The 23,023-nt window shown below is 73.9% G+C and carries 21 protein-coding genes; 7 read left to right on the forward strand and 14 right to left on the reverse strand.

Features of this window, described 5'->3' with window-relative positions; all coding sequences use genetic code 11:
• Position 1: 1 nt before the first annotated feature.
• From ACFV9J_RS16770 to ACFV9J_RS16810, 9 genes are all read right to left on the reverse strand, one after another.
• Entirely contained in the window at positions 2–1,099 is a 1,098-nt protein-coding gene (locus tag ACFV9J_RS16770) for a Zn-dependent alcohol dehydrogenase (RefSeq protein ID WP_385354783.1), read from the reverse strand.
• A gap of 33 nt (positions 1,100–1,132) precedes the next feature.
• Positions 1,133–2,521, reverse strand: a complete 1,389-nt coding sequence (locus ACFV9J_RS16775; protein ID WP_385354785.1) for an aldehyde dehydrogenase family protein — start codon at positions 2,519–2,521, stop codon at positions 1,133–1,135.
• A gap of 122 nt (positions 2,522–2,643) precedes the next feature.
• Positions 2,644–3,981, reverse strand: coding sequence for an ABC transporter ATP-binding protein (locus ACFV9J_RS16780; protein ID WP_385354787.1), 1,338 nt, complete (start codon positions 3,979–3,981; stop codon positions 2,644–2,646).
• Between the two features lie 223 nt (positions 3,982–4,204).
• Positions 4,205–4,405 carry a hypothetical protein gene (locus tag ACFV9J_RS16785; protein ID WP_385354789.1) on the reverse strand — a complete coding sequence of 67 codons (201 nt, stop codon included), beginning with the start codon at positions 4,403–4,405 and terminating at the stop codon, positions 4,205–4,207.
• A 2-nt stretch (positions 4,406–4,407) separates the two neighbouring features.
• Positions 4,408–5,736: an MFS transporter gene (locus ACFV9J_RS16790; RefSeq protein WP_385354791.1), complete on the reverse strand. Its 1,329-nt coding sequence runs from the start codon at positions 5,734–5,736 to the stop codon at positions 4,408–4,410.
• A 57-nt stretch (positions 5,737–5,793) separates the two neighbouring features.
• Complete coding sequence (locus tag ACFV9J_RS16795) at positions 5,794–7,251, reverse strand: CitMHS family transporter (protein ID WP_385354793.1); 1,458 nt, start codon at positions 7,249–7,251, stop codon at positions 5,794–5,796.
• A 123-nt stretch (positions 7,252–7,374) separates the two neighbouring features.
• Positions 7,375–9,618: a molybdopterin-dependent oxidoreductase gene (locus ACFV9J_RS16800; RefSeq protein WP_385354795.1), complete on the reverse strand. Its 2,244-nt coding sequence runs from the start codon at positions 9,616–9,618 to the stop codon at positions 7,375–7,377.
• Positions 9,619–9,734: 116 nt separating this feature from the next.
• Positions 9,735–10,364, reverse strand: coding sequence for a TetR family transcriptional regulator (locus ACFV9J_RS16805; protein WP_385354797.1), 630 nt, complete (start codon positions 10,362–10,364; stop codon positions 9,735–9,737).
• Between the two features lie 97 nt (positions 10,365–10,461).
• Complete coding sequence (locus tag ACFV9J_RS16810; protein WP_385354799.1) at positions 10,462–11,031, reverse strand: hypothetical protein; 570 nt, start codon at positions 11,029–11,031, stop codon at positions 10,462–10,464.
• Between the two features lie 215 nt (positions 11,032–11,246).
• Here ACFV9J_RS16810 and hmgA point away from each other — a divergent pair, with 215 nt between their 5' ends.
• Genes hmgA through ACFV9J_RS16825 form a run of 3 tightly spaced genes read left to right on the forward strand, consistent with a single transcriptional unit; the run spans position 11,247 to position 14,540 of the window.
• Entirely contained in the window at positions 11,247–12,581 is a 1,335-nt protein-coding gene (hmgA, locus tag ACFV9J_RS16815; RefSeq protein ID WP_385354801.1) for a homogentisate 1,2-dioxygenase, read from the forward strand.
• A gap of 26 nt (positions 12,582–12,607) precedes the next feature.
• Positions 12,608–13,357, forward strand: coding sequence for a GntR family transcriptional regulator (locus tag ACFV9J_RS16820; protein WP_385354803.1), 750 nt, complete (start codon positions 12,608–12,610; stop codon positions 13,355–13,357).
• 22 nt (positions 13,358–13,379) lie between these two features.
• Positions 13,380–14,540 carry a type ISP restriction/modification enzyme gene (locus ACFV9J_RS16825; RefSeq protein ID WP_385354805.1) on the forward strand — a complete coding sequence of 387 codons (1,161 nt, stop codon included), beginning with the start codon at positions 13,380–13,382 and terminating at the stop codon, positions 14,538–14,540.
• Positions 14,541–14,565: 25 nt separating this feature from the next.
• On the opposite strand, the gene ACFV9J_RS16830 is transcribed toward ACFV9J_RS16825, so the two are convergent.
• Positions 14,566–15,270, reverse strand: coding sequence for a TetR/AcrR family transcriptional regulator C-terminal domain-containing protein (locus ACFV9J_RS16830; protein ID WP_385354807.1), 705 nt, complete (start codon positions 15,268–15,270; stop codon positions 14,566–14,568).
• Positions 15,271–15,333: 63 nt separating this feature from the next.
• Here ACFV9J_RS16830 and ACFV9J_RS16835 point away from each other — a divergent pair, with 63 nt between their 5' ends.
• Complete coding sequence (locus tag ACFV9J_RS16835; protein WP_385354809.1) at positions 15,334–16,323, forward strand: ATP-binding cassette domain-containing protein; 990 nt, start codon at positions 15,334–15,336, stop codon at positions 16,321–16,323.
• A complete protein-coding gene (locus tag ACFV9J_RS16840) occupies positions 16,320–17,135 on the forward strand; it encodes an ABC transporter permease (protein WP_385354811.1) in 816 nt (271 codons plus the stop codon). Before ACFV9J_RS16835 ends, ACFV9J_RS16840 begins: the two co-directional genes overlap by 4 nt.
• 223 nt (positions 17,136–17,358) lie before the next feature.
• Here the strand turns inward: ACFV9J_RS16840 and ACFV9J_RS16845 are convergent, their stop codons facing one another.
• From ACFV9J_RS16845 to ACFV9J_RS16855, 3 genes are all read right to left on the reverse strand, one after another.
• Entirely contained in the window at positions 17,359–17,628 is a 270-nt protein-coding gene (locus tag ACFV9J_RS16845) for a hypothetical protein (protein ID WP_003977105.1), read from the reverse strand.
• A gap of 115 nt (positions 17,629–17,743) precedes the next feature.
• Complete coding sequence (locus ACFV9J_RS16850) at positions 17,744–18,496, reverse strand: anti-sigma factor domain-containing protein (RefSeq protein WP_385354814.1); 753 nt, start codon at positions 18,494–18,496, stop codon at positions 17,744–17,746.
• Positions 18,493–19,035: a sigma-70 family RNA polymerase sigma factor gene (locus ACFV9J_RS16855; protein WP_385354964.1), complete on the reverse strand. Its 543-nt coding sequence runs from the start codon at positions 19,033–19,035 to the stop codon at positions 18,493–18,495. The genes ACFV9J_RS16850 and ACFV9J_RS16855 overlap by 4 nt, the downstream gene beginning before the upstream one ends.
• 214 nt (positions 19,036–19,249) lie before the next feature.
• Between ACFV9J_RS16855 and ACFV9J_RS16860 the strand changes: the two genes are divergently transcribed.
• Positions 19,250–20,917, forward strand: a complete 1,668-nt coding sequence (locus ACFV9J_RS16860; protein ID WP_385354816.1) for a serine/threonine-protein kinase — start codon at positions 19,250–19,252, stop codon at positions 20,915–20,917.
• A gap of 2 nt (positions 20,918–20,919) precedes the next feature.
• Here ACFV9J_RS16860 and ACFV9J_RS16865 read toward each other — a convergent pair whose 3' ends face one another.
• On the reverse strand, positions 20,920–21,726 hold the full coding sequence (locus ACFV9J_RS16865; protein WP_385354818.1) for an SGNH family lipase: 807 nt from the start codon (positions 21,724–21,726) through the stop codon (positions 20,920–20,922).
• A gap of 185 nt (positions 21,727–21,911) precedes the next feature.
• Here ACFV9J_RS16865 and ACFV9J_RS16870 point away from each other — a divergent pair, with 185 nt between their 5' ends.
• Positions 21,912–23,006, forward strand: a complete 1,095-nt coding sequence (locus tag ACFV9J_RS16870) for a DUF5925 domain-containing protein (protein ID WP_385354820.1) — start codon at positions 21,912–21,914, stop codon at positions 23,004–23,006.
• The last annotated feature ends 17 nt before the right edge of the window (positions 23,007–23,023 follow it).

The following is a 23,023-nucleotide window of genomic DNA, read 5'->3' on the forward strand; positions in this document are numbered from 1 at the left end:
GTCAGAACACCACCAGCGCCCGCCCGCCCTTGCCCGCCAGCATGTTGTCGAAGGCGGCCGGGATGCCGTCCAGGGCGATGCGCTCCGTGACCAGGGCGCCGAGGTCGAGGCGTCCGGCCCGGACGTGTTCGGCGAGGACCGGGAGGTCGCGGGCGGGGTCGGCGTTGCCGTAGACGCAGCCGGACAGGGTGCGGCCCCAGTGGAAGATCTCCAGGGCGTTGAAGGTGACCTGCTGGTCCTTGCCGCCGATGCCGACGACCGTGGTGCGCCCGCCGCGCCGGGTGGACTCCCAGGCGGTGCGGATGGTGGCCGCGCGGCCCACGCACTCGACGGCGACGTCGACGCCCTGCTTTCCGGTGCGGGCGCGGATCTCGCGGGCGGTGGTGTCGGAGGCGAGGAGGTAGTCGGTGGCGCCGGCGGCGCGGGCCAGCTCCTCCTTCTCGGGGGACACGTCGACCGCGACGATCTTCGACGCGCCCGCGATCCGGGCCGCCTGGAGGGTGGCCAGGCCCACTCCCCCGGCGCCGAAGACCGCGACCGTCTCGCCCTCGCGGACCCGCGCCGAGTGGTGGACGGCGCCGTAGCCGGTGAGGACGGCGCAGCCGAGCAGCGCCGCCTCGGTGAGGGGGATGCCCTCGGGGGCGGGCAGGACGCAGCCGGCGGCGACCACCGTCTCCTCGGCGAACGCGGCGACGTTCAGACCGGGGTGCAGGTCGGTGCCGTCGTCGGCGCGGCGGGCGTGCACGTCGGCGGCGCCGGCGAGCGCGTTGGCGCACAGCCAGACCTCGCCGAGCGAGCAGGCGTGGCAGGCGCCGCAGGACGGGGCCCAGTTGAGGACGACCGCGTCGCCGGGCGCGACGTGGGTGACGCCCTCGCCCACGGCGACGACGGTGCCGGCGCCCTCGTGGCCGAGGACGGCGGGCAGCGGCACCCGCATGGTGCCGTTGGACAGGGACAGGTCGGAGTGGCAGACCCCGGCGGCGGCGAGCCGCACCCGGACCCGGCCGGGGCCGGGCTCGGGCAGCTCGATGCCGGTGACCTCCAGCGGGGCCCCGAGGGCGGGTACGACGGCGGCACGGACTGCGGTACGGACGGCCATGACGTGAACGGCTCCCCTGCGGCTAGAAGCGGGCTAGAACTGGAGGGACTTGGTCTGGAGGTACTCGGTGAGGCCGTGGGCGCCCAGTTCGCGGCCCACGCCCGACTGCTTGTAGCCGCCGAAGGGCGCCAGCGGGTTGAACCGGCCGCCGTTGATGTCGACCTGCCCGGTGTCCATCCGGCGGGCGAAGGCGACCGCCTCGGCCTCGTCCCCGGCCCAGACGGCGCCGGCGAGGCCGTAGACCGTGCCGTTGGCGATCCGGAGGGCGTCGTCCTCGTCCTCGTAGCGGAGGATGGACAGGACGGGGCCGAAGATCTCCTCCTGGGCGATCGTCATCTCCTCGGTGACGTCCGCGAAGACCGTCGGGCTGACGAAGTACCCCCGCTCGCGCGGGGCTTCGGGGCCGCCCGCGACCAGGCGCGCGCCCTCGGCGACGCCCTTGTCGATGTAACCGCGCACCCGGTCCCGCTGCTTGGCGTTGACGACGGGGCCGATCCGGTCGCCGTACTTCGCGGCGGCCTCGGCGGCGAGCGACACGGCCTCGTCGTACCGGTCGCGGTGGACCAGCATGCGAGTCCAGGCGCTGCACGTCTGGCCGGAGTTGGACATGACGTTGGCGACGCCGACGTTGACGGCCTTGGCGAGGTCGGCGCTCGGGAGGATGACGTTGGCGGACTTGCCGCCGAGTTCGAGGGCGACCCGCTTGACGGCGGCGCCCGCGGTGGCGCCGATGCGGCGGCCGACGGCGGTGGAGCCGGTGAAGGAGACCAGGTCGACGCCCGGGTGCTCGGCGAGGGCCTGTCCGGCGACCGGGCCGAGGCCGGTGACCAGGTTGAAGACGCCCGCGGGGAGCCCGGCCTCGTGCACCGCCTCGGCGAAGAGCTGCGCGACGAGCGGGGTGTCCTCGGCGGGCTTGAGCACCATCGTGCAGCCGGCCGCGAGCGCCGGGGCGGCCTTGGCGACGATCTGGTGGAGCGGGTAGTTCCAGGGGGTGATGGCGCCGACCACGCCGACCGGCTCGTGGTGGACCACGGAGTTGCCGACCTTCTCCTCGAAGGCGTGGGTCGCCGCCAGCTCGGCGTAGGAACCGGCGACCGCGATCGGGGCGCCCGCGTGCACGGCCTGCGAGAACTTCAGCGGGGAGCCCAGCTCGGCGGTGACCGTCTCGGCGATCTCGTCCTTGCGGGCCACCAGGACGTCCCGCAGCGCGGCCAGGCGGGCGGCCCGCTCGGCGGGCGGGGTGGCGGCCCAGCCCGGCAGGGCGGCGCGGGCGGCCCGTACGGCGGTGTCGACGTCCAGGGCACTGCCCGCGGGGACCGTACCGATCACCTGCTCGTCGACCGGGTTCACGACGTCGATCGTGTCCCGGCCGTCGGCGGGGCGCCAGGCTCCGTCGATGTACATGCCGTCGTGTGCCTTCATCGGGTTCCTTCCGGGCGGGCCTCGTGGTCCGACCCCAAACTAGCGCCGTTAGTTTTACGGCACCAGGGGCTCCCCCGATGGTGGCGCGGCTCACCCTCCCGGAGTGCGGAATCGCGGCGTGATCACTCCTCCAGATCCGGCAGCCGCGCGGGGGCGGGGCAGATCCGGTCGCCGTGCTGGTCGAAGACGAACAGGTGGGCGAGGTCGACGAGGAGGGGGACCTGCATGCCGTGGCGCAGGTCGATGTCGGGGGTGGTCCGGACGATCAGGTCGCCGGGGAGGCGGCCGTCGGGGGCGGCGACCGCCGGTTCGGGCTCCGGCGGTTCGTCCATGACGACCACGGGTCCGGCCCGCAGGGCGCCCGCGCGTTCCCTCAGCCGCTCCAGGACCGTGCCGTCGCGACGGCGGCGCCTGACCGGGCGGGCGGCGGGGCGCGGGGCCTCCAGGTCGGGTACGACGGCCGGCTGCGAGCCGGTGTTGAAGTGCACGAGGACCTCGTGGCCCTGGAACTCGACGTGCTCCACGAGCCCGGTGAGCAGCACCTCGCCGGGGCGGGCTGACGAGGGCTTCGCGATCCGGACGGCCTCCGAGCGCAGGCCCACGATGACCTCGCGGCCCTGCTGGACGCGGAGCAACTGGTGGTCCAGGGAGAGCGGTTCGGGCAGGCGCAGGAACTGCTTGCCCAGGCTGATGGTCATCGCCCCGTCCAGCGGGGCCCGCACCAGGCCGCGCAGCAGGTTGATGCGGGGGGTGCCGATGAAGGCGGCGACGAAGACGTTGCGGGGCAGGGCGTAGACGGCGCGCGGGGTGTCCACCTGCTGGAGGACGCCGCCGCGCAGGACGGCGACGCGGTCGCCCAGCGACATGGCCTCGGACTGGTCGTGGGTGACGTAGATGGTGGTGACGCCCAGCTCCCGGGTCAGCCGGGTGATCTCGGCCCGCAGATGGTTGCGGAGCTTGGCGTCGAGGTTGGACAGCGGCTCGTCCATCAGGAAGGCGGAGGGGTGGCGGGAGATGGCCCGGCCCATGGCGACCCGCTGGCGTTCGCCGCCGGAGAGCTGGGCGGGGAGGCGGTCGAGGAGGTCCTCGATGCCCAGCATGCGGGCGGTGGCGTCCACGCGGGGAGTGGGGTCGGTCTGCGGGTCCTCGACGCGCAGCGGGAAGCCGATGTTCCCGCGGGTGGTCATGTTGGGGTACAGGGCGAAGTTCTGGAAGACCATCGCCATCCGCCGCTCCGCGGGGAGCAGGTCGTTGGCGTACGCGCCGTCCAGCGTCAGCTCCCCCTCGGTGATCTCCTCCAGCCCGGCGATCATGCGCAGCACGGTCGACTTGCCGCAGCCGGAGGGGCCGAGCAGGACGAGGAACTCGCCCGGCGCGATGTCCAGCGAGAGCCGGTCCACCACGCGGACGCCTCGCGCGTAGGTCTTGCTCACGTCGTGCAGGGAGATGGCGCGTGTCATGGAGGTGCCCCCGGGGGCTCACTGAGCTCTGGTGCTCCGCGGTCGGACGCCTCGTGCGGGTCGTACGGGGCGTGTGAGTCACGGAAGTTAACGGACCGTGCCCGGCCCGGGGAAGACACCTGACGACATCTCGGCGCGACCGTCCATCTGGTGAGAAAGCGGACGGCCGGATTCAGGGGGTGGGGCGTCTCACGACGTGATCATGCCGGGGCCGGCCGCCGGGTCAGCCGTTCGACGAGCCGTCCGGGTCGCCGCCTCCGCGGCGGCCGCCGGAGCGGCCGGAGGCGCGGACCAACTCTCCCGCGGCCAGGGTCGCCGTCGCCACCGCGCGCGTCCAGGGCGGGCCGCCGCGGCCGGCCCACACGACGCAGGCGCAGCCGCCGACGACGAGGAGCAGGACGACGGACAGAACGATCAGGATCATGCTCATCCCTTCGACTCCCGGCACGGCCGGCTGTCGCCCGCCCGGTCCGGGACATCCTGCCCGATCTCCGGACTCCGGGCTCCGGCGGCCCGGCCGGTCGCACCGTTCGCACCGGCCTCACCGCCCGCACCGCCGGCACCGCCCGCACCACTCACACCGCCCGCACCGGTCGACGGCGAGCGCAGGGCGACGCCCGAGGAGAGCAGGAGGAGCGCGCCCAGCATCACGAAGGGCGCGGCCACACCCGCGACGCCCGCGATCAGGCCCGCGGCCGCGGGGGCGGCGACCTGGCCGAGGCGGTTGCCGGTCAGGCGCAGGGCGAGGGCCGTGGAGCGCGCCTCGTCGGGGGCCGCCTGCACGACCGTGGTCATGGAGAGCGGCTGGCCGACGCCCAGGCAGAAGCCGAGGACGACCAGCATCAGGGCGAGCGCCCACACCGGCACCGGCAGCGCGACCCCGGCGCACAGCAGGGCGGCCAGCAGACACGTGCCCGTGAGCAGCACCGTGCGGCCGAGCAGCCGCAGCAGAGGGGTCAGCACAAGCCGGCAGGCGATCGTCGCGGCGGCCCGCAGGCTGAGCAGTACGCCGATCACGGCCGGGGAGATTCCCCGGTGCTCGCCGACCACCGGCAGGTAGGCGGTGAGGATGTCGGTGGCGGAGAGCACGGAGAGGCTGATCAGGATGCCCGCGGGCACGCCCCGGGCGCGCAGGATGCTCCCCACGGGGACGCGCGCACCCTGCTGCGCACGGGACTCGGCGGTTGCGGGGTGCTCTATGCGCCACAGGGACGTGAAGGCGACCGCCGCGCCCGCGCCCGCCACCACCAGGGCGAGCGCGCTGCTGCCGGCCATGTCGGGGCCCCCGATGAGCGCGCCCGCGGCGATGGGGCCGATCAGCTGGCCGAGCGAGGCGCCGATGGTGAAGTGGCCGAAGTTGCGGTCCTGTTCGTGCGGAGCGGACTGGCGGGCGACCAGTGACTGGGCGCCGATGACGAAGCAGAGGTGCCCGAGGCCCATGACGCCGCTCCACAGGGCCATCGTCCACAGGGACCCGGCGACGCCGCTCAGCGCGCAGCCCCCGGCGATGAGCACCACCCCGGCGGGCAGCAGCGGTGCACAGCGCCCGTGGTCGGTGCGGCGGCCCAGCGGAACGGCGGCGAACAGCGGCAGCAGCGCGTACACGCCGGCGATGACACCGACGGCCCGTTCGTCCGCGCCCAGCGCGAGGGCCCGGTAGGAGACGGCGGGCCGGGCCATCGACACCGCGGCCTGTGCGAAGCCGAAGGCGAGGACGAGGCGGAGCAGCCAGCCGCGGTTCCCACCGGGCACCATGATCGCGTTCCCTTCCGACGAACCGACGATCCGACGTTCTCCGACGATCTCCGTCGGTCAGATGATGCCGAACAGGATGCCCGCCGCGAGGATCACCAGGCTCGTCAGGACGGCCCACTTCACCACGAACCGCGTGTGGTCGCCGAACTCGACCTTGGCCATGCCGACCAGGACGTACACGGCCGGGACGAGCGGGCTGGACATGTGCAGCGGCTGGCCGACGATCGAGGCGCGGGCGATCTCCAGCGTCGACACGCCGTGCGCCTGGCCGGCCTCGGCGAGCACCGGCAGGACGCCGAAGTAGAAGCCGTCGTTCGACATGAAGTACGTCAGCGGCAGGCTCAGCAGGCCGGTGACCAGGCCCATCTGCGGGCCCATGCCGTCGGGGATGGTGTCCACGAGCCAGTTGGCCATGTGGTCGACCATGCCGGTGCCGGTGAGGACGCCGGTGAAGACGGCGGCGGCGAAGACCATGCCGGAGACGTTGAGGACGTTGTCGGCGTGGGCCGCGATGCGGGCCTTCTGGTCCGGGATGTGCGGGAAGTTGACGGTGAGGGCGAGCGCGGCGCCGATCAGGAAGAGCACCGGGATCGGCAGCAGCTCCATGATCATGGCGGTGAGCAGCGCGAGGGTGAGCAGCGCGTTGAACCAGTACAGCTTGGGCCGCAGGGTGGGCCGGTTCGGGTCGAGGCCCTTGAAGTCGTCCTCGACCTCGCCGCCGGACACACCGCCGGACTCGGCCTCCCGTCCGCCCGCGTCGCCGGAGCCGCCCGCCGCACCGCGAGCCGCACCCGCACCCGCACCCGCAACTCCGGCCGCCCCCGTACCCGCACCCGCACCGACCAGCACCGTCTCGGTCTCGCGATTCGGCTCCCGCGCCAGCGTCTCGTCCAGCGACAGCGTGCCCACCCGCCTGCGCTCGCGCAGACCGAGCACGTACGCCAGGACGACGACCGCGACGAGGCCGACGGCCAGGGCCGGGATCATGGGGACGAAGATGTCGGTGGCGTCGACCTTCAGCGCGGTGGCGGCGCGGGCGGTGGGGCCGCCCCAGGGCAGCGTGTTCATCACGCCGTTGGCCATCGCGGCGACGCCGGTCATCACGACCAGGCTCATCTTCAGCCGCTTGTACAGCGGGTACATCGCCGAGACCGTGATCATGAAGGTGGTGGAGCCGTCGCCGTCCAGCGAGACGATCGCGGCGAGCAGCGCCGTGCCGACGACGATGCGCATCGGGTCGGCCTTGCAGAACTTCAGGATGGCCCGGACGATCGGGTCGAAGAGCCCGACGTCGATCATCACACCGAAGTAGACGATCGCGAACATGAGCATCGCCGCGGTGGGGGCGAGGCTGGACACGCCGTCGATGACGTAGTCGCCGAGATGGGCGCCCTTGCCGACGAGCACGCAGAACAGCGCGGGAATCAGCACGAGCGCCGCGATCGGCGACATCTTCTTCATCATGATCAGGACCAGGAAGGTCGCGATCATGGCGAAGCCGAGGATGGTCAGCATGAGTGAGTACCTAACGTTCGCCCTTGAACATCCCACCGGGGCAGGCGGTGCGAGCGACGTTAGGTGGCGCGAAGCAGCGTTAACAAGACGTTGACATGCGAGCAATAAGCGCAGAACTCCAGGTCACAGCTCTGCGCCGGTCAGCGGTGTGAGCGTTACGGGTACGCCGTTGAGGACGGCGTTGCCCGAGAGCGGGTCGAGCGCGCTGCCGTCGAGGAGCTGGTTGACGTTGACGCCGGGATCGGCGGCGGCGTGCGTCTGGCGGGTGCCGGGCCGGTCGTGGCCCCAGCCGTGCGGGAGGCTGACGACGCCGGGCCGGACGGTGTCGGTGACCTCGGCGGGGACGGTCACCGCTCCGCCGGGGCCCTTCACGCGCACCGGGTGCGCAGTGCGCACGCCCAGCCGTGCGGCGTCCTCGGGATGGACGTGCAGGGTGCAGCGGTTGGAGCCGCCGGTGAGGGCGGGGACGTTGTGCATCCAGCTGTTGTTGGAGCGCAGGTGGCGGCGGCCGACGAGGACGAGCCCGGCGGGGCGCTCCTCCAGGGCCCGTGCGAGGCGCGGCAGGTCGGCGGCGATCGGTGCCGGGAGCAGTTCCACCTTGCCGCTGCGGGTCTTCAGGGGCTGCGGCAGCCGCGGGCGCAGCGGGCCGAGGTCGATGCCGTGGGGGTGGGCGAGGAGGCGTGCGAGGGTCAGTCCGTCGGGCCGGGCGCCGAAGCCGTCGCCGTAGGGGCCGAGGCGCAGCATCAGGTCGAGGCGCCGCTCGGGGCCGTTCTCGCCGGTGAGCAGGACGGTCAGTTCGCCGGGGTCGCGGCCGTGCACGGGTGAGTGCGGCTCCCGTACGGACCTGGCGAGGGTCTGTTCGATCACCATGGCGTCGACGGCGGCGGGGTCGGTGCCGTGCGCGCCGCCGACGGCCAGGGTCAGCCGGGCGAGTATCTCGGTCTCGGCCCTCCTGCCGGGTTCGAGCGGGACGGCGGGGCGGGTGTAGCGGACCTGGTTGCGCACGGCGAGGGTGTTGAAGGCGAAGTCGTGGTGCGGGCTCTGGGCGGGCGGGGGCGGTGGCAGGACGACGTGGGCGTGGCGGGAGGTCTCGTTGAGGTAGGGGTCGACGCTCACCATGAAGTCGAGGGAGTCCAGCGCCTTGTCGAGCCGGTCGCCGTCGGGCGCGGACAGGACGGGGTTGGCGGCGATGGTGAGCAGCGCGCGGACGGGCTCGCCCGCGTCGGTGGCGGTGTCGATCTCCTCGGCGAGGGCGGACAGCGGCAGTTCGCCCTTCGCCTCGGGGTGCCCGCTCACCCGGGAGTGCCAGCGGCCGAGCGCGAAGCCGCGGCCGGGTCCGGCGGGGCGCGGGGTCCGGTCGGTGGCGGCCTGCGGGAAGAGCGCGCCGCCGGGCCGGTCGAGGTTGCCGGTGAGGATGTTGAGGACGTCCACGAGCCAGCTGGCGAGGGTGCCGTGCGGGACCGTGCAGCTGCCGATGCGGCCGTAGACGGCGGCGGTGGGGGCGGCGGCGAGTTCGCGGGCGAGGGCGCGCGTCACGTCGGCGTCCACGTCGCAGGCGGCGGCGACGGCCTCGGGGGTGAAGTCGCGTACGGCGGCCGCGACCTCGTCCACTCCCCCGACGTGCGGGGCGAGTGCGCCGAGGTCGACCAGGTCCTCCTCGTACAGCACGTGGGCCATCGCGGCCAGCAGCAGCGCGTCGGTGCCGGGGCGGATCGCCACGTGCCGGTCGGCGAGCTTCGCGGTGCGGGTGCGGCGCGGGTCGACGACGGTGAGGGTGCCGCCGCGGGCCTTCAGGGCCCTGAGCCGGCCGGGGAAGTCGGGGGCGGTGCACAGACTGCCGTTGGACTCCAGCGGGTTGGCGCCGATGAGCAGGAGGTGGTCGGTGCGGTCGAGGTCGGGCACCGGGATGGCGTTCGCGTCGCCGAAGAGCAGTCCGCTGGAGACGTGCTTGGGCATCTGGTCGAGCGTGGACGCGGTGAAGAGGCTGCGGCTGCCGAGGGCGCCGAGCAGGAGGTTCGGGTAGAGGGCGCCCGCCATGGTGTGGACGTTCGGGTTGCCGAGGACCACGCCGACGCTGTGCGGTCCGTACCGCTCGGCGAGGGGCCGGACACCGGCGGCGACCGCGTCGAAGGCCTCCTCCCAGGTGGCTTCGCGCAGTTCGCCCTCCCGGCGCACCAGGGGCGTGCGCAGCCGGTCGGGGTCGGCGTCGACGGCTCCGAAGGCGGCGCCCTTGGGGCAGACGAAGCCGCGGCTGAAGACGTCGTCGCGGTCGCCGCGGGCGGCGGTGACCGTGCTGCCGTCGACGGTGAGGGCCAGGCCGCAGGTGGCCTCGCACAGGGGGCAGATACGCAGGGCGGTGCGGGGCACGGGTCCTCCCGGAAGGCGGCGGTGGCGCGCTGTGCCCGGCGAGCATACCGACCGGTAGGCATGTTGGGGAGGGGTCGAACGGGCGGTGGCAGGGGTGTCGGGGCGGCCGCGCCGGGTCAGTCGAGCACGCGCCCCAGGTACGCCCGCAGCAGTTCCCGGGCCTCCTCGATGATCTTCTCGTCCCCGTCCGGCGCGACCCGGAAGGCGAGCTGCACGAGGGTGTCGGCGGTCTCCACGGCCACGAGGAAGACGCGGCGCAGGTCGTCGTCGGGGCGGCGGCCCAGATAGCCGGAGAGCAGTTCGGTGAGCCGCTCGGCGACGCGGTGGTTGGGGACGGCGTGGCGGTCGCCGACCGGGATCTGGTTGCCGAAGTCGATCAGGGAGAAGCCGGGCGCGGTCCGCTTCATCGTCAGGTACTCGTCGAGCACGGCGTCCAGCGCACCGCGCCAGCCGCCACCGTCCGGCCCCGAGTCCGTCTCCGTCAGCCGTTCGGTCACCCGCTCCGCGTAGCGCTCCAGGTTGCGCTGGGCCAGGGCGTCGGCCATCTGGCGCTTGTTGCCGAAGAAGCGGTACACCGACCCGATGGGCACGTCCGCGCGCAGCGCCACGGCCCGGGTGCTGAGGGCGTCGTAACCGACCTCGTCGAGGAGGCCGGCGCAGGCGTCGAGGATCCGGGTCAGCCGTTCGGCGCTGCGTCGCTGCACGGGGGCACGGCGGAGCGGGGTCGCGTGGGACACGGTCCTCATGATGCCCTGCCCGCCCGGCCGGGTGAACCGTGACCTCCGGTACGGCCGGGGGCGCCCGCCGGACCTCCGGGGTACCGGAGGAGGGTGGCGGGCACGCTCACCGGTCCGCCGCGGGTTCGGTGACCGCCCGGCCCTCGATCGTCTCCGGCTGCGTCGCCCCGGTCGGCTCCGCGTCCGATGCCGTGATGTCCGCGGTGCTCTCGACGGGCTCGCCGTCGACGGCCCAGACGGTGCCGTCGTCGGCGTACAGGCGGACCGTGAGCTGGTGCGTGCCGCGCGGGACCAGGCCGGCGGGGAGGCGGTAGCGGGGGCCGCGCAGGAGGGTGAGGAGGTCGCCGTCGAGGAAGAGGTGGGCGACGCCGCGGCCGGCCACCGCCTTCGCCTCCGTGCCGTCCGGCGAGAACCTGAAGTCGCGGACGGTCAGGCGCACGTCCCAGCTGTCGTCGGCCTCGGGCTGCACCTCGACGCCGACCTCGGGGGCGCGCTCGGCGTCCACCTCGCGGTAGCGCCGGCCCTCCTCGTCGGTGTCCTCGAGCAGCTTGCCCACCGGCGTGGCCGGATCACCGGCCGCCGGTTCGTCCACGTCTCCGGAGCCGCAGCCCGCCGATCCCGTCAACAGCAGGACACAGACCGCGAGCACGGCGAGCACTCCTCGCGTCCACGACATGACGCGAGACTAGAACACGGGTCCGACAGTCCGGATCCCCCGGGGGTCTGGTTCCGGTCATCCTCGTCATCCTCGCGACGGATGCCGGGACGGAGCGGGGAGGCGGGAGCGGAGCGGGGAAGTCCGCTTATGCCCTCTTGCGCGCGGGAAACCGCAATCCTACGGTGTGCCATAGGAATCGGGTTGCAAGGATTCGGGTTGCGAGGGAGCGATCAATGAGCGGGGACGCGCGGAAGACCGCGGAGGGGCTGGCCTATCTGTCCGGTTTCGGCAACGAGCATGCCTCGGAGGCCGTGGCGGGCGCGCTGCCCGAGGGCCGGAACTCGCCGCAGCGGGCGCCGCTGGGCCTGTACGCGGAGCAGCTGAGCGGCACGGCGTTCACGGAGCCGAGGGCGCACAACCGGCGCTCGTGGCTGTACCGGATCCGCCCGTCGGCCGCACACCCCGCGTTCACCCGTGCGGGCAACGGCACGATCCGCACCGCGCCCTTCAACCAGGCCGTGCCGGACCCGAACCGGCTGCGGTGGAACCCGCTGCCGGTGCCCGGGCCCGCCACGGACTTCGTCGAGGGGCTGTGGACGCTCGGCGGCAACGGCGACGCGACCCAGCGCACCGGCATGGCCGTGCACCTGTACCACGCCACCGCGTCCATGGAGCGCGTCTTCAGCGACGCGGACGGCGAGCTGCTGATCGTCCCGGAGCGCGGCGGCCTGCTGCTGCGCACCGAGTTCGGGCTGCTGCACGCCGAGCCGGGGCACGTGGCGCTGATCCCGCGCGGGGTCCGCTTCCGCGTGGAGCTGCTGGACGGGGACGCCCGCGGCTACGTCTGCGAGAACTACGGCGCGCCGTTCCAGCTCCCCGACCTGGGCCCGATCGGCGCCAACGGCCTGGCCAACGCCCGGGACTTCCGCGCGCCGGTCGCCGCCTACGAGGACGGCGAGAGCACGCCGGGCCCGGTGGAGGTGGTCAACAAGTTCTGCGGCAACCTCTGGACGGCCGAGTACGACCACTCCCCGCTGGACGTCGTCGCCTGGCACGGCAACCACGTGCCCTACGTCTACGACCTGCGCCGCTTCAACGTCATCGGCTCCATCTCGTACGACCACCCGGACCCGTCGATCTTCACGGTGCTCACCTCCCCGTCGGACACCCCGGGCCTGGCGGGCGTGGACTTCGTGGTGTTCGCGCCGCGCTGGCTGGTGGGCGAGGACACCTTCCGGCCGCCGTACTTCCACCGGAACGTGATGAGCGAGTACATGGGCCTGATCGAGGGCGCCTACGACGCGAAGGCTGCCGGTTCAGGGGGCTTCGTGCCGGGCGGCGGTTCGCTGCACAACATGATGTCGGCGCACGGCCCGGACCGGGAGACCTTCGACCGGGCGAGCGCCGCCGAGCTGAAGCCGCAGCGGATCGACGACGGACTGGCGTTCATGTTCGAGACGCGGTGGCCGGTGACCCTCACCCCGCAGTCGGCCCGCGCCGAGCACCTGCAGCCGGGCTACGACGACGTCTGGCAGGGCCTGGAGCGGCACTTCCGCCCCTTGCACTGAGGTTTTCCTACCGGTACGGATGGCCCGTGACCTCCTTCGCCCCGGACTCCATCGTCCTGAACCGCAAGCTGCCGCTCTGGTACCAGGTGTCGCAGTCGCTGCGCGCCTCGATACTCGGCCGCTCGCCCCGGGACCCGCTGCGCCTGCCCACCGAGGAGCAGCTGGCCGGGCACTACGGGGTGAGCGTGCTGACCATGCGGCAGGCGCTGAAGGAGCTGGAGGACGAGGGGCTGATCACCCGCCACCGCCGGCGGGGCACGTTCATCGAGCCGCACGCCCGGCGGGGTTCCCCGGTGCGGCTGCTCGGCTCGGTGGACGCGATCGTGGCGCAGCAGTCCGGGATGAAGGCCGAGCTGCTGGATCACGGCACCGCTCCGGTGCCGTCCGAACTCGCCGAGTACTTCCCCCAGGTGCCGGAGGTGGCGCTGTACCACCGGCTGCGCTGCGACGAGAAGACGGGCGAGCCGACCAACCACGCCCGCAACTACGTCCGTCCCGAACTGGCCGGGCGCATCGACGTGGACGACCTCGCCCGGTGGCCGATGACGAAGGTGCTGCGGGACGTGGTGGGCATGGACATCAGCCGGATCACCGACACCGTCGAGGCCCGGCTCGCGGACCCGGAGACGGCACGGCTGCTCGAAGTCCCGCTGCTCAGCCCGATCCTGCACTACACGGGCATCACCTACGACACCGACGGCCGGGTCCTCGACGTGGCCGTCATCCACTACCGCGGCGACCGCTTCTCCTTCACGGTCACCCTGGATGCCACGTGAGCCGGCGGCGCCCCGTCGTACGATGCCCGGCGTGACGCACGACGACGCCCCGCCGCTGGCGGACCTCATGCCGTGGTCCGTCGCACCGCCGCGGCTCGGCCGGGGGTGGCCGGCGGCTCCCGACGCGGCGTCCCTGAAGGCCCGCTGGGACGCCCTGCTGAAGGCCGCGGGACCCGACCGCGCGGCCCTGTTCGAGCCGACCCGCTCGCGCACGCCGCACTCGGCGGTCGGGCGGCTGCCGGGCGGCGCCGGGGGCACCGAGCGGCTGGCGCGTGCCGCGGGGCCCTGTCCGGAGCCGGTCCGGGTGCTGCGGGCGCCGTTCGACGAGCAGTGGCTGATTCCCGACCACCGGCTGATCGACGCGGCCCGACCGGAGCTGTGGCGGGTGGCCGACGCGCGGCAGGTGTTCGTGGTGGAGACGCCCGAGGCCGCCGGTGGGCCGCTGCTCCTCGCGACCTCGCTGCTGCCGCTGTTCGGGCCCGCCCGGATCCGTCCGCTGTACCGCCGTCCCGGCGGTGCGGAGCCCAACCTCGCCCCGGGCCTCCTGGATCACCTCGCTGCCCGCCTCGGCCGGCGCCCCGCCCCGGCAGACGTGCTCGCCTGGTCGGTGGCGGCCGTACGGCCCGGCTCGCTGGTGCCGCTCACCGCGGACCCCGCGCTGTGGGAGCACGGGGTGGAACGGGGCCGGCGCGCCCTGTGGCTGATGCGCCGCGACGGCGAACGCCCCAAGCTGCCCGGCGGCCGCCGCCCGTACGTCCGCGCCCCGCTGCCCCCGCGCCCGCTGACCCTGCGCTACGACCGGGAGGAGGAGGCCCTGTTCTTGGACGAGGGGCGCGTCTCCCCCGTGCCGCCCGGGGCCTGGGACTTCGAGGTGGGCGGGGTGCGGGTGCTGGAGCAGTGGTTCGCGGCCCGCACGGCGGAGGGCGGGGCGGGCACGCTGACGGCGATCCGCCCGGCCGGCTGGCCGCAGACCTGGACCTCCGAGCTGCTGGAGCTGATCACGGTCCTCGCCCTGCTCGCCGAAGTGCGGGAGGAGTGCCGTGAGTTGACGGTCACGGACGAGATCACCACGACCGAGCTGCACAAGGCGGGCGTACTGCCGGTGCCCGGGGCGGCCCGCCGGCCTGCCTCCGTCCTGGACGACCGGGAGGAGGGTCCGGAGGGGCAGCTGGCGCTGCTGTGACCCCCGGCCGGATCGGCGCCGCCGCTCAGGCGAACCCGTCCAGCACCCGGGTCAGCGCCCGCTCGAAGACCCCCTCCAGGTCGATCGGTCCCGCGTCCTCGGCGAAGGACGCCGCCAGCCGCGGGTAGGCGCCGCTCGCGACCTGCCGGCCGAGGTAGGCGATGCGCGCCGCGTTCTCCTGCTCCTCGGACCAGGGCAGGGAGCGGGTGCGCTCGACGGTGGCGATCTCGTTGGCGACGTACGTCGTCACCACGCCGTTCACCATCGCGACCAGCTCCATCTTGGTGCCGTAGGGCGCCTCGAAGGGGTCGAGGCAGGCCAGGCAGTGCTCCAGGTAGCGCAGGGCGTTGGGACTGAAGCCGTAGACGGGGGACATCAGGCGGGGCAGCCAGGTGTGGCGGTGCATCAGGGCGCGGGTCTGGTGGGCGACCCGGACCATGTCCGCGCGCCAGTCGCCGCTCGGCTCCCACAGCTCGTGCTCGCCGCCGGCCGCGTCCATCATCAGCTCGTACAGGTCCTCCTTGCGGGGGACGTAGTTGTAGAGCGACATGGTGCCGCAGCCCAGCTCGCCGGCGACGCGGCGCATCGAGACCGCGTCCAGGCCCTCGGCGTCGGCGATCCGCACCGCGGCGGCGGCGATGTCGGCGCGGGTGTACGCCGGTCTCGGCCCCCGGCCGGTGCGCTCGGGGCGCGACCAGATCACTTCGGGTACGGCCGCTCGGCCCGCCATCGTGCATCACCTCGGCCACCATCCTAGTTACGTACGGCGTACGTAGTGCGCTATGGTCGACCCATGACTACTACGTACGCTGTACTTAGTGAGGGTCTGGAGAAGCGCTTCGGCACCGTGCACGCGCTGCGCGGCCTGGATCTCGCGGTGGCCGAGGGCACCGTCTGCGGGCTGCTCGGGCCGAACGGGGCGGGCAAGACCACGGCGGTCCGGCTGCTGACCACCCTGCTGCGGCCGGACGCGGGCTCGGCGCGGGTCGCCGGGCACGACCTGGTGCGGGAGGCGGCCGCGGTGCGTCGCCTGATCGGGGTGACCGGGCAGTACGCCTCGGTGGACGGAGACCTCACCGGGCGGCAGAACCTGCGGCTGTTCGCCCGGCTGCACCGGGTGCGGGACGCGGCGGCGCGGGCCGACGAGCTGCTGGACCGCTTCGGCCTGGCCGACGCCGCCGACCGGCCCGCCGCCACCCTGTCCGGCGGTATGCGGCGCCGTCTCGACCTGGCCGCGAGCCTGGTGCGCCGCCCCGAGGTGCTGTTCCTGGACGAGCCGACGACCGGGCTCGACCCGGCCAGCCGGAACCGCATCTGGGAGACCGTGCGCGCCCTGAAGGCGGACGGCACCACCGTGCTGCTCACCACGCAGTACCTGGAGGAGGCCGACCGCCTGGCCGACGACATCGCCCTGGTGGACCGGGGCCGGGTCGCGCACACCGGGTCCCCGGCCGAACTCAAGGCGCTGGTGGGGGCCTACGCGGAGGCCGTCGTCCCGGACGCGGAGGCCCTGCTGCGGGCGGCGGCGGTCCTGGACCGGCTGACCGGCGCCGAACCGGTCCTCGACCACGAGCGCCGCACGGTCGGCGTCGTCAGCACCGATCCGACCCTGACCCTGCCCCGCCTGGTGCGCGAACTCGACGCGGCGGGCGTGCCCCTGGCGGACGCGAGCCTGCGGCCGCCGACCCTCGACGACGTCTTCCTCCGTCTGACCGGCGGCAACGGCAGCGACGACGGCAACGACAGCAACGACAGCAACGACAGCAAGGAGCTGGTGGCATGAGCGCGGTGACGACGGGTCCGCACGGCCCGGCGTACGGTCTGGCGTACGACGGGGCGGCCATGCTGGGCCGCCAGTTGCGGCGGGCCCGCAACAATCCGGGTCTGCTGATCCTCACCCAGACCATGCCGATCACGATGCTGCTGTTCTTCGGCTACGTCTTCGGCAGCGCGCTGGCGATGCCGGGCGAGGAGTACCGGGCCTTCCTGGTGCCGGGGTTGCTGGTCGCCACCGCCGCGAACGGCATCATGACGGGCATGTTCCAGGCGGCCCAGGACACCCACCGGGGCGTGACGGACCGGCTGCGGACGCTGCCGGTGAGCCGGGCCGCCGTGCCGCTCGGGCAGTCGGTCGCCGACGTGCTCGTCACGGCCGCCGGGACGGTGCCGCTGCTGCTCGTCGGGCTCGCGGTCGGCTGGCGGGTGGAGGGCGGCGCGCTCGGCGCGGTGGGCGCGCTCGGGCTGTTGCTGCTGTTCCGGTTCGCGACGACGTGGATCGGGATCTTCCTGGGTCTGCTCACCCGCAACGAGGAGGCCGCCGGTCAACTGGGCGGCGCGACCTTCATCCTTCCGCTGCTGTCCAACGCGTACATCCCGACCGACGGACTGCCGGGCTGGCTGCGCACGCTCGCGGAGTGGAACCCCATCAGCGCGGTCACCACGGCGCTGCGGGACCTCTTCGGCAACGCGCCCGTGCCGGACGGGGCCGCCTGGCCGGTGACGCATCCCGTCGCCGGGTCGCTGGCGTGGTGCGCGGTACTGCTGGCGGTGTTCGTCCCGCTCGCGGTACGCCGGTACGCGCACGGGAACCGCTGAACGGGCCGGGGTACCGCGTCACCGCCGGCGGGGAGGCGGCGGGGCGGGAACGTGCCGTGCGGAACGAGAACGTGCGCACGCGTGCGGGACGGACGTACGAGGCGGGGTGTACCCGGGAAGGCCCGCGCTCGGGGAGCACACCGGGGCGCCGCTGCGTGCCGTGGGGATGACGGACGAGTGCCGCGGCGCCGCGCCGGGAGGTGTGACCGCCGGAGCGCGGGCCTCAGTTGCCGCCGAACAGCGAGCGGCGCAGTCGACGCAGTGGCGCGAACAGCGAGACCCGGCGCACCCTGGCGCCCCGGTTGCTGCGCTTGTGTGCGGGCTCACGCGCGGTCAGCTCACGCATCAGCGACGTCGCCTCCACGGTCTCCCGCGGCGGGAGGGCGGGCCCTCCGAGTACCGCGAGATGACGGTCGAGGCGCGAGCTGGTCGCGCTGCTCCCGCAGGTGATCGCAGGGACCCTTGCCCTGCTGCGCACTGTTATCTGTTCCATGTCACTCCCCACCCGTACGAGTCCACCCGGCCCGGGCAGGGTAACCCTATCGCCCCGGTACGGCATGCGTGTATCGCGGTCACAGGATTCACCTTCCCCGTAAGGGGGTTGACGATTACTCTCCGAATCCGACAGATTCCAGGGCGAGTTGGACGAGCGGCTCGCTCGTGGGCAGGGCCGACCCCCCACCGGGTTCGACCGTCACCGCGAGTGACGTCGCAAAGCGGCCGAGGCCGGAGGCGATCAGGGGCGTGTCGCCGTCGAAGAGCCCGAGGGAGCGCGGCTCGGCGCCGGGGCGCGTCAGCCACAGTTGGCGCACGCGGTCGCCCGGCGGCTCGCCGTACCCGCTCAGGGTCACCACCGCGCGCCCCCTGGACACGGAGGCGACCACCGTGACACCGCGGCCGTGTGCGTCCGCGCCGCGCGCCGCCCGGGCGTCCGGAGCGGCGAGAACGTGGGCGATCTCACGTGCCCGGTCCCGTGCGGTGTCCAGCTCGTCCTGGGTCCGGTCGGCCCGCACCGCGAAGAGCGAGGCGACCACGAGCGCCGCGGCGGCCGTCACCGTGGCGAACGGCACGAGCAGGGGGTGCGGCCGGGGGTGCCCGACCGACCGCCGCGGGTCCGGTCGGCGCGCGGGAGCGGGCTCCTGCGCGATGGTGCGTACGGCGGCCAGGACCCGCTCGCGCAGGGCGGGCGGCGCGGGGGTGGCCGTGGACCGGGCCAGCCGGACGGCGTCCTCGGACAGCGCCCGCACCTCGGCGGCACAGCGGGCGCAGCCTTGCAGGTGCCGTTCGAAGCGGACCCGTTCGGCGCCCTCCAGGGCGTCCAGGGCGTAGGGGGCGGCGAGCGAGTGGCCGAAGGGGCTCATGCGACGCCTCCCAGGCACTCGCGCAGGCGGCCCAGTCCGTCCCGCATCCGGGTCTTCACCGTGCCCAGCGGGAGGGAGAGGCGCTCGGCCACCTCCCGGTAGGTGTAGCCGTCGTAGTAGGCGAGGGTGACCGACTGGCGCTGAAGGGCGGTCAGGCGGTCCAGGCAGCGCCGCACCCACTCGCGTTCGAGCCCCGCCTCGACCTCCTCCGACACCTGGTCGAAGGCCGGGTGGTGGGAGCGGTGGGCCTCGCGCCGGTCGCGTTCGCCGGCCGCGCGGGCGCTGCGCACCCGGTCGACGGCGCGGCGGTGGGCGACGGTGAGGATCCACGACAGGGCGCTCCCCCGGCGGGGGTCGAAGCGCGCCGCCGACCGCCACAGTTCGAGCAGCACCTCCTGTGCCACCTCCTCGGACTGGGCCGGGTCGCGCACCACGCGCCGCACGAGTCCGAACACCGGCCCGGACACCAGCCCGTACAGCTCCTCGAAGGCCTGCTGGTCGCCGTCCGCCACCAGCACCAGCAGCTCGTCCGCCGCCACCCGGTCGCCCTCCACCCCGACCCCCTCTCCGCGGACCGCGTCCGGCCCGTCGACGTCACCGCCGGGCGCGCGGTGCCGCGCCCTTCGCAGGGGTTACGGATGCGCGGCCCGAAAACGCCAGTGGCCGGGGCGGGATCGGCGCCAAGGGGGTCGCATCCGCACCGGGTTGGTCTACTTTGTGAAGGGTCCGCGCGTGACGTCATAGGGGGCGCCCGTGTCCGGAAAACCCGACGGCGAGCGTGTGATCGCCGGTCGCTACCGGCTCCTGTCGCCGCTCGGCAGGGGCGGCATGGGCACCGTGTGGCGCGCCCGCGACGAGGTGCTGCGCCGCGAGGTCGCCGTCAAGGAGGTGCGCGCCCCCGCCGGGCTGTCGCAGGCCGACGTCGGGCGGATGTACGCCCGGCTGGAGCGCGAGGCGTGGGCCGCCGCCCGGATCTCCCACCCCAACGTGGTCACGGTGTACGACGTGGCCACCGACGCAGGCCGGCCCTGGATCGTGATGGAGCTGGTCCGCGGGCTGTCCCTGGCCGATCTGCTGGACGCCGAGGGTCCGTTGGAGCCCCGCCGGGCCGGGCTGATCGGCGCCGAGGTGCTGGCCGCGCTGCGGGCCGCGCACGCCGCCGGGGTGCTGCACAGGGATGTGAAGCCGGCCAACGTGCTGCTGGCGAACGACGGCCGGGTGGTGCTCACCGACTTCGGGATCGCCAGGGTGGAGGGCAGCGAGGCGCTGACCATGACCGGCGAGGTCGTCGGCTCGCCCGAGTTCCTCGCCCCGGAGCGGGCGCTGGGCCGCACGCCCGGTCCCGCGTCCGACCTGTGGTCGCTGGGCGTGCTGCTGTACGCGGCGGTGGAGGGGGTCTCGCCGTTCCGTCAGGACACTCCCCTGAGCACCCTGCGGGCGATCGTCGACGAGGAGCTGCCGCCGCCGCGCCGGGCAGGTGCGCTCGGGCCGGTGGTGCGGGGCCTGCTGCGCAAGGATCCCGCCGGGCGGCTCCCGGCGGACGAGGCCGAGCGCGCGTTGCGCCTCGTGGGCGCGGGCGGGGCACGGTCCGGCCGGGGCCCGCGCACCGGCACGCCGCCGTCCGGCGCGTTCGCCCCGACGGTCGTAACCCACCCGGGGCCGCCCACCGCACCGACGCCGCCGATGCCCGTACCGGCGGCCGGGGACACGTCCGCGGCGGGTGCGCCCGGTGCGCCGCGGGGGCGGGACCGGCGGGCGCGTGCCGTGCTGGTGGTGGGGCTGGCCGTGCTGGTCCTGGCGCTGGCCGGACTGACGTACTCGCTGCTGGACCGCTCGGACGGCGGTGGCGGGACGGAGGGTTCGGGCGGGAGCCCGGACCCGGGGGCCACGTCCGCGGCGACGAGCGGCGGCGGGGAGCCGAGTCCCCCGGCGTCGTCTTCCGGGAGCGACGGCGGGGAGAGCAGCCCCGCAGCGCAGTCGGTGAAGGTGTCCGTGGTGGGCTCGCGCACCGACTACTCGGGGGCCTGTCCGCCGCCGCACGAGAGGGCGCCCGCGTTCACGGCGACGTTCACGGTCGGGCGGCTGCCCGCGGAGGTCGGCTACCGGTGGGTGACCGCGGACGGGTCGGTCTCCGATCCGGGGTGGCGGACGCTGTCCTTCCCGTCGGGCGGCGAGCGCTCGCGTCAGGACCGCGTGGTGGTGACGACGCACGACGGCACCGGCGCGTTCGAGAGTGCCGTGCGCGTGGAGGTGCGCAGTCCGGTGCGGGCCACGTCCAACGCGGTGGCGTTCTCGGTGACCTGCGGGACCGGGACGGGGACGGAGACAGAGACGGGGGCGGAGACGGAGACGGAGACCCCGTCGGGCGGGGCCTCCCACTCCTCGTCTCCCTCCGCTCCTTCTTCTTCTCCTTCCGCCTGAGGTCAGGCGGCGCCGTTGAGGACCGGCAGGTAGCCGCCGGACTGCCCGGCCGCGGTGGGGTGGTACGACTCGCCGATGTTCAGCCAGTTGACGCTGTGCAGCCAGGGGCTGCCGGAGCACAGCTCGTGGCCGGTGAAGGTGGTGCGTACGTCGCCGAAGGTGAAGCCGTGGGCGGCGACGCGCTGGGCGATGACGGTGTTGAGGTGGTCGGAGGCCTTGTTGATCGCCGTCCGCTTGGTCTCGGACAGGCCGATGCAGGTGGTGCCGAGCTTGTAGAAGCGCGGGTAGCCGATGACGACGACGTGGGCGTTCGGCGCCTTGTCGTTGATCGCCGAGTAGACGCCGTCGAGCTTGCCGGGCAGCGTCGAGTCGACGTACGCCTCCGCGGTGGCGATCCGCGACAGGCAGGAGCTGTCGGACTGGAGCACACACGCCGTCATGACGTCGCCGAACCCTGCGTCGTTGCCGCCGATGCTGATCGAGACGAGGCCGGTGCTGGAGCTGAGCGGGCCGAGCTGTCCGGCCAGAACATCACCCGTACGGGCGCCGGAACACGCGGTGAAGTCGAACGTGGCGGGCGAGTGGGCGGCCGCCCACAGGTACGGGTGGGACTTGGTGCTGCGCTTGCAGTCGCCGCTGGAGCCGATGTAGCTGCCCGATCCGACCCCGGAGGAGTAGGAGTCGCCGAGGGCCACATAGCCGTCGGCTGCGGCGTGTTGGGCCGCCTGGGCGGTCGCGGCCCCGGTGAGGGCGGCGCCGGCGGCGAGGAGGAGTGAACTCAGGAACCCGACAAGTCGGAAACGTCTCATGGAACCTCCCTTAGCAGGATTGCTGCCACAACCGTGGTAGCAGCTACGCGCGTTGACTGGAAGTGTCCATGCCAAGAAATGGCTGACACTCGTTCAAGTTCGGACGAAAGCCGGCGGGAACGCCCGTGCCGCGGGTGCCCGGGAAAGCGGGTGCACGCGGCGGCCGGGTGCCCGATCATGGCGGCATGTCCGTGAACCCGCACGAAGTCCTGCCGATCCGGCTCAACGTGGACGACAGCGACTCCCCGTCCGATGTCGTCGACGCGCTGTTCCTCGGCCGTTTCGCCACGGGTGAGCAGCCGTACTCGCACGCGGCGAACATCGACCGCGTACGGTCCGGCGCCACGCTGCTGCCGCCCGGCGCGCGCGTGCTGCGGATCGCCCGCGACGACGACCGCAGCGCGACGCTGGCGGAGGGCGACGGCTGGACGCTGCTGATCTCGCGCTGGAACCGGGGCGCCGACGTCACGGTGACGGCGACCAGCGCGGACCTCGCCGAGAAGGTGCTCGGCGAGGCGACGGACGGAGCGGCGGACGAGCCCGAACCGCAGCCGGAGAACGTGACGATGGGCTTCTGGTACGTCTCCCCGCGGCGCGGCCCGCACCGCACCACCCGCCAGATCGCCGCGGGCACCTGGGACGAGGTCCGGGCCAACTACACGGCGCCGGTCGCCGACGCGATGGACGGCCTGATGAAGACGACGCCCGAGGACATCGCGGGCCGGCTGCTGCTCCTGCACGGGCCGCCGGGCACCGGCAAGACCTCCGCGCTGCGCACGCTGGCCCGCTCCTGGCGGGACTGGTGCCAGGTGGACTGCGTCCTCGACCCGGAGCGGCTCTTCTCCGACGTCGGCTATCTGATGGACATCGCCATCGGCGAGGAGGACGCGGCGGGCAAGGGCCGCTGGCGGCTGCTGCTGCTGGAGGACTGCGACGAACTGATCCGCGGCGAGGCCAAGCACACGGCGGGCCAGGCGCTCTCCCGCCTGCTGAACCTCACCGACGGACTCCTCGGCCAGGGCCGCAACGTCCTGGTCGGCGTCACCACCAACGAGGACCTGGAGCGCCTGCACCCCGCCGTGGTCCGCCCCGGCCGCTGCCTGGCCCGCATCGAGGTCGGCCCGCTGACCCGGCGGGAGGCGGTGGACTGGCTCGGCACGGAAGAAGGGGTCGGCCGCGAGGGCGCCACCCTGGCGGAGCTGTACGCGCTGCGCCGGGGCACCTCACCGACCGCGCTGCCGGAGCCGCGGGCGGGCACGGAGGCCGGGCTGTACCTGTAGCCCGGCCGTCCCAGGGC

The sequence above is a fragment of the Streptomyces sp. NPDC059906 genome, from assembly GCF_042730645.1.
Classification (GTDB): domain Bacteria; phylum Actinomycetota; class Actinomycetes; order Streptomycetales; family Streptomycetaceae; genus Streptomyces; species Streptomyces rubrogriseus.

Excerpts from the sequence above, each read along its gene's own strand:
- ACFV9J_RS16810 (WP_385354799.1), bottom strand. The coding sequence starts at position 11,031 with ATGTCGTGGACGCGAGGAGTGCTCGCCGTGCTCGCGGTCTGTGTCCTG.
- ACFV9J_RS16840 (WP_385354811.1), top strand. The coding sequence starts at position 16,320 with ATGAGCGCGGTGACGACGGGTCCGCACGGCCCGGCGTACGGTCTGGCG.
- ACFV9J_RS16795 (WP_385354793.1), bottom strand. The coding sequence starts at position 7,251 with ATGCTGACCATCCTCGGCTTCGCCATGATCGCGACCTTCCTGGTCCTG.
- ACFV9J_RS16845 (WP_003977105.1), bottom strand. The coding sequence starts at position 17,628 with ATGGAACAGATAACAGTGCGCAGCAGGGCAAGGGTCCCTGCGATCACC.
- ACFV9J_RS16780 (WP_385354787.1), bottom strand. The coding sequence starts at position 3,981 with ATGACACGCGCCATCTCCCTGCACGACGTGAGCAAGACCTACGCGCGA.
- ACFV9J_RS16825 (WP_385354805.1), top strand. The coding sequence starts at position 13,380 with ATGCCCGGCGTGACGCACGACGACGCCCCGCCGCTGGCGGACCTCATG.
- ACFV9J_RS16830 (WP_385354807.1), bottom strand. The coding sequence starts at position 15,270 with ATGGCGGGCCGAGCGGCCGTACCCGAAGTGATCTGGTCGCGCCCCGAG.
- hmgA (WP_385354801.1), top strand. The coding sequence starts at position 11,247 with ATGAGCGGGGACGCGCGGAAGACCGCGGAGGGGCTGGCCTATCTGTCC.
- ACFV9J_RS16870 (WP_385354820.1), top strand. The coding sequence starts at position 21,912 with ATGTCCGTGAACCCGCACGAAGTCCTGCCGATCCGGCTCAACGTGGAC.
- ACFV9J_RS16850 (WP_385354814.1), bottom strand. The coding sequence starts at position 18,496 with ATGAGCCCCTTCGGCCACTCGCTCGCCGCCCCCTACGCCCTGGACGCC.
- ACFV9J_RS16805 (WP_385354797.1), bottom strand. The coding sequence starts at position 10,364 with ATGAGGACCGTGTCCCACGCGACCCCGCTCCGCCGTGCCCCCGTGCAG.
- ACFV9J_RS16835 (WP_385354809.1), top strand. The coding sequence starts at position 15,334 with ATGACTACTACGTACGCTGTACTTAGTGAGGGTCTGGAGAAGCGCTTC.
- ACFV9J_RS16865 (WP_385354818.1), bottom strand. The coding sequence starts at position 21,726 with ATGAGACGTTTCCGACTTGTCGGGTTCCTGAGTTCACTCCTCCTCGCC.
- ACFV9J_RS16790 (WP_385354791.1), bottom strand. The coding sequence starts at position 5,736 with ATGGTGCCCGGTGGGAACCGCGGCTGGCTGCTCCGCCTCGTCCTCGCC.
- ACFV9J_RS16770 (WP_385354783.1), bottom strand. The coding sequence starts at position 1,099 with ATGGCCGTCCGTACCGCAGTCCGTGCCGCCGTCGTACCCGCCCTCGGG.
- ACFV9J_RS16785 (WP_385354789.1), bottom strand. The coding sequence starts at position 4,405 with ATGATCCTGATCGTTCTGTCCGTCGTCCTGCTCCTCGTCGTCGGCGGC.
- ACFV9J_RS16775 (WP_385354785.1), bottom strand. The coding sequence starts at position 2,521 with ATGAAGGCACACGACGGCATGTACATCGACGGAGCCTGGCGCCCCGCC.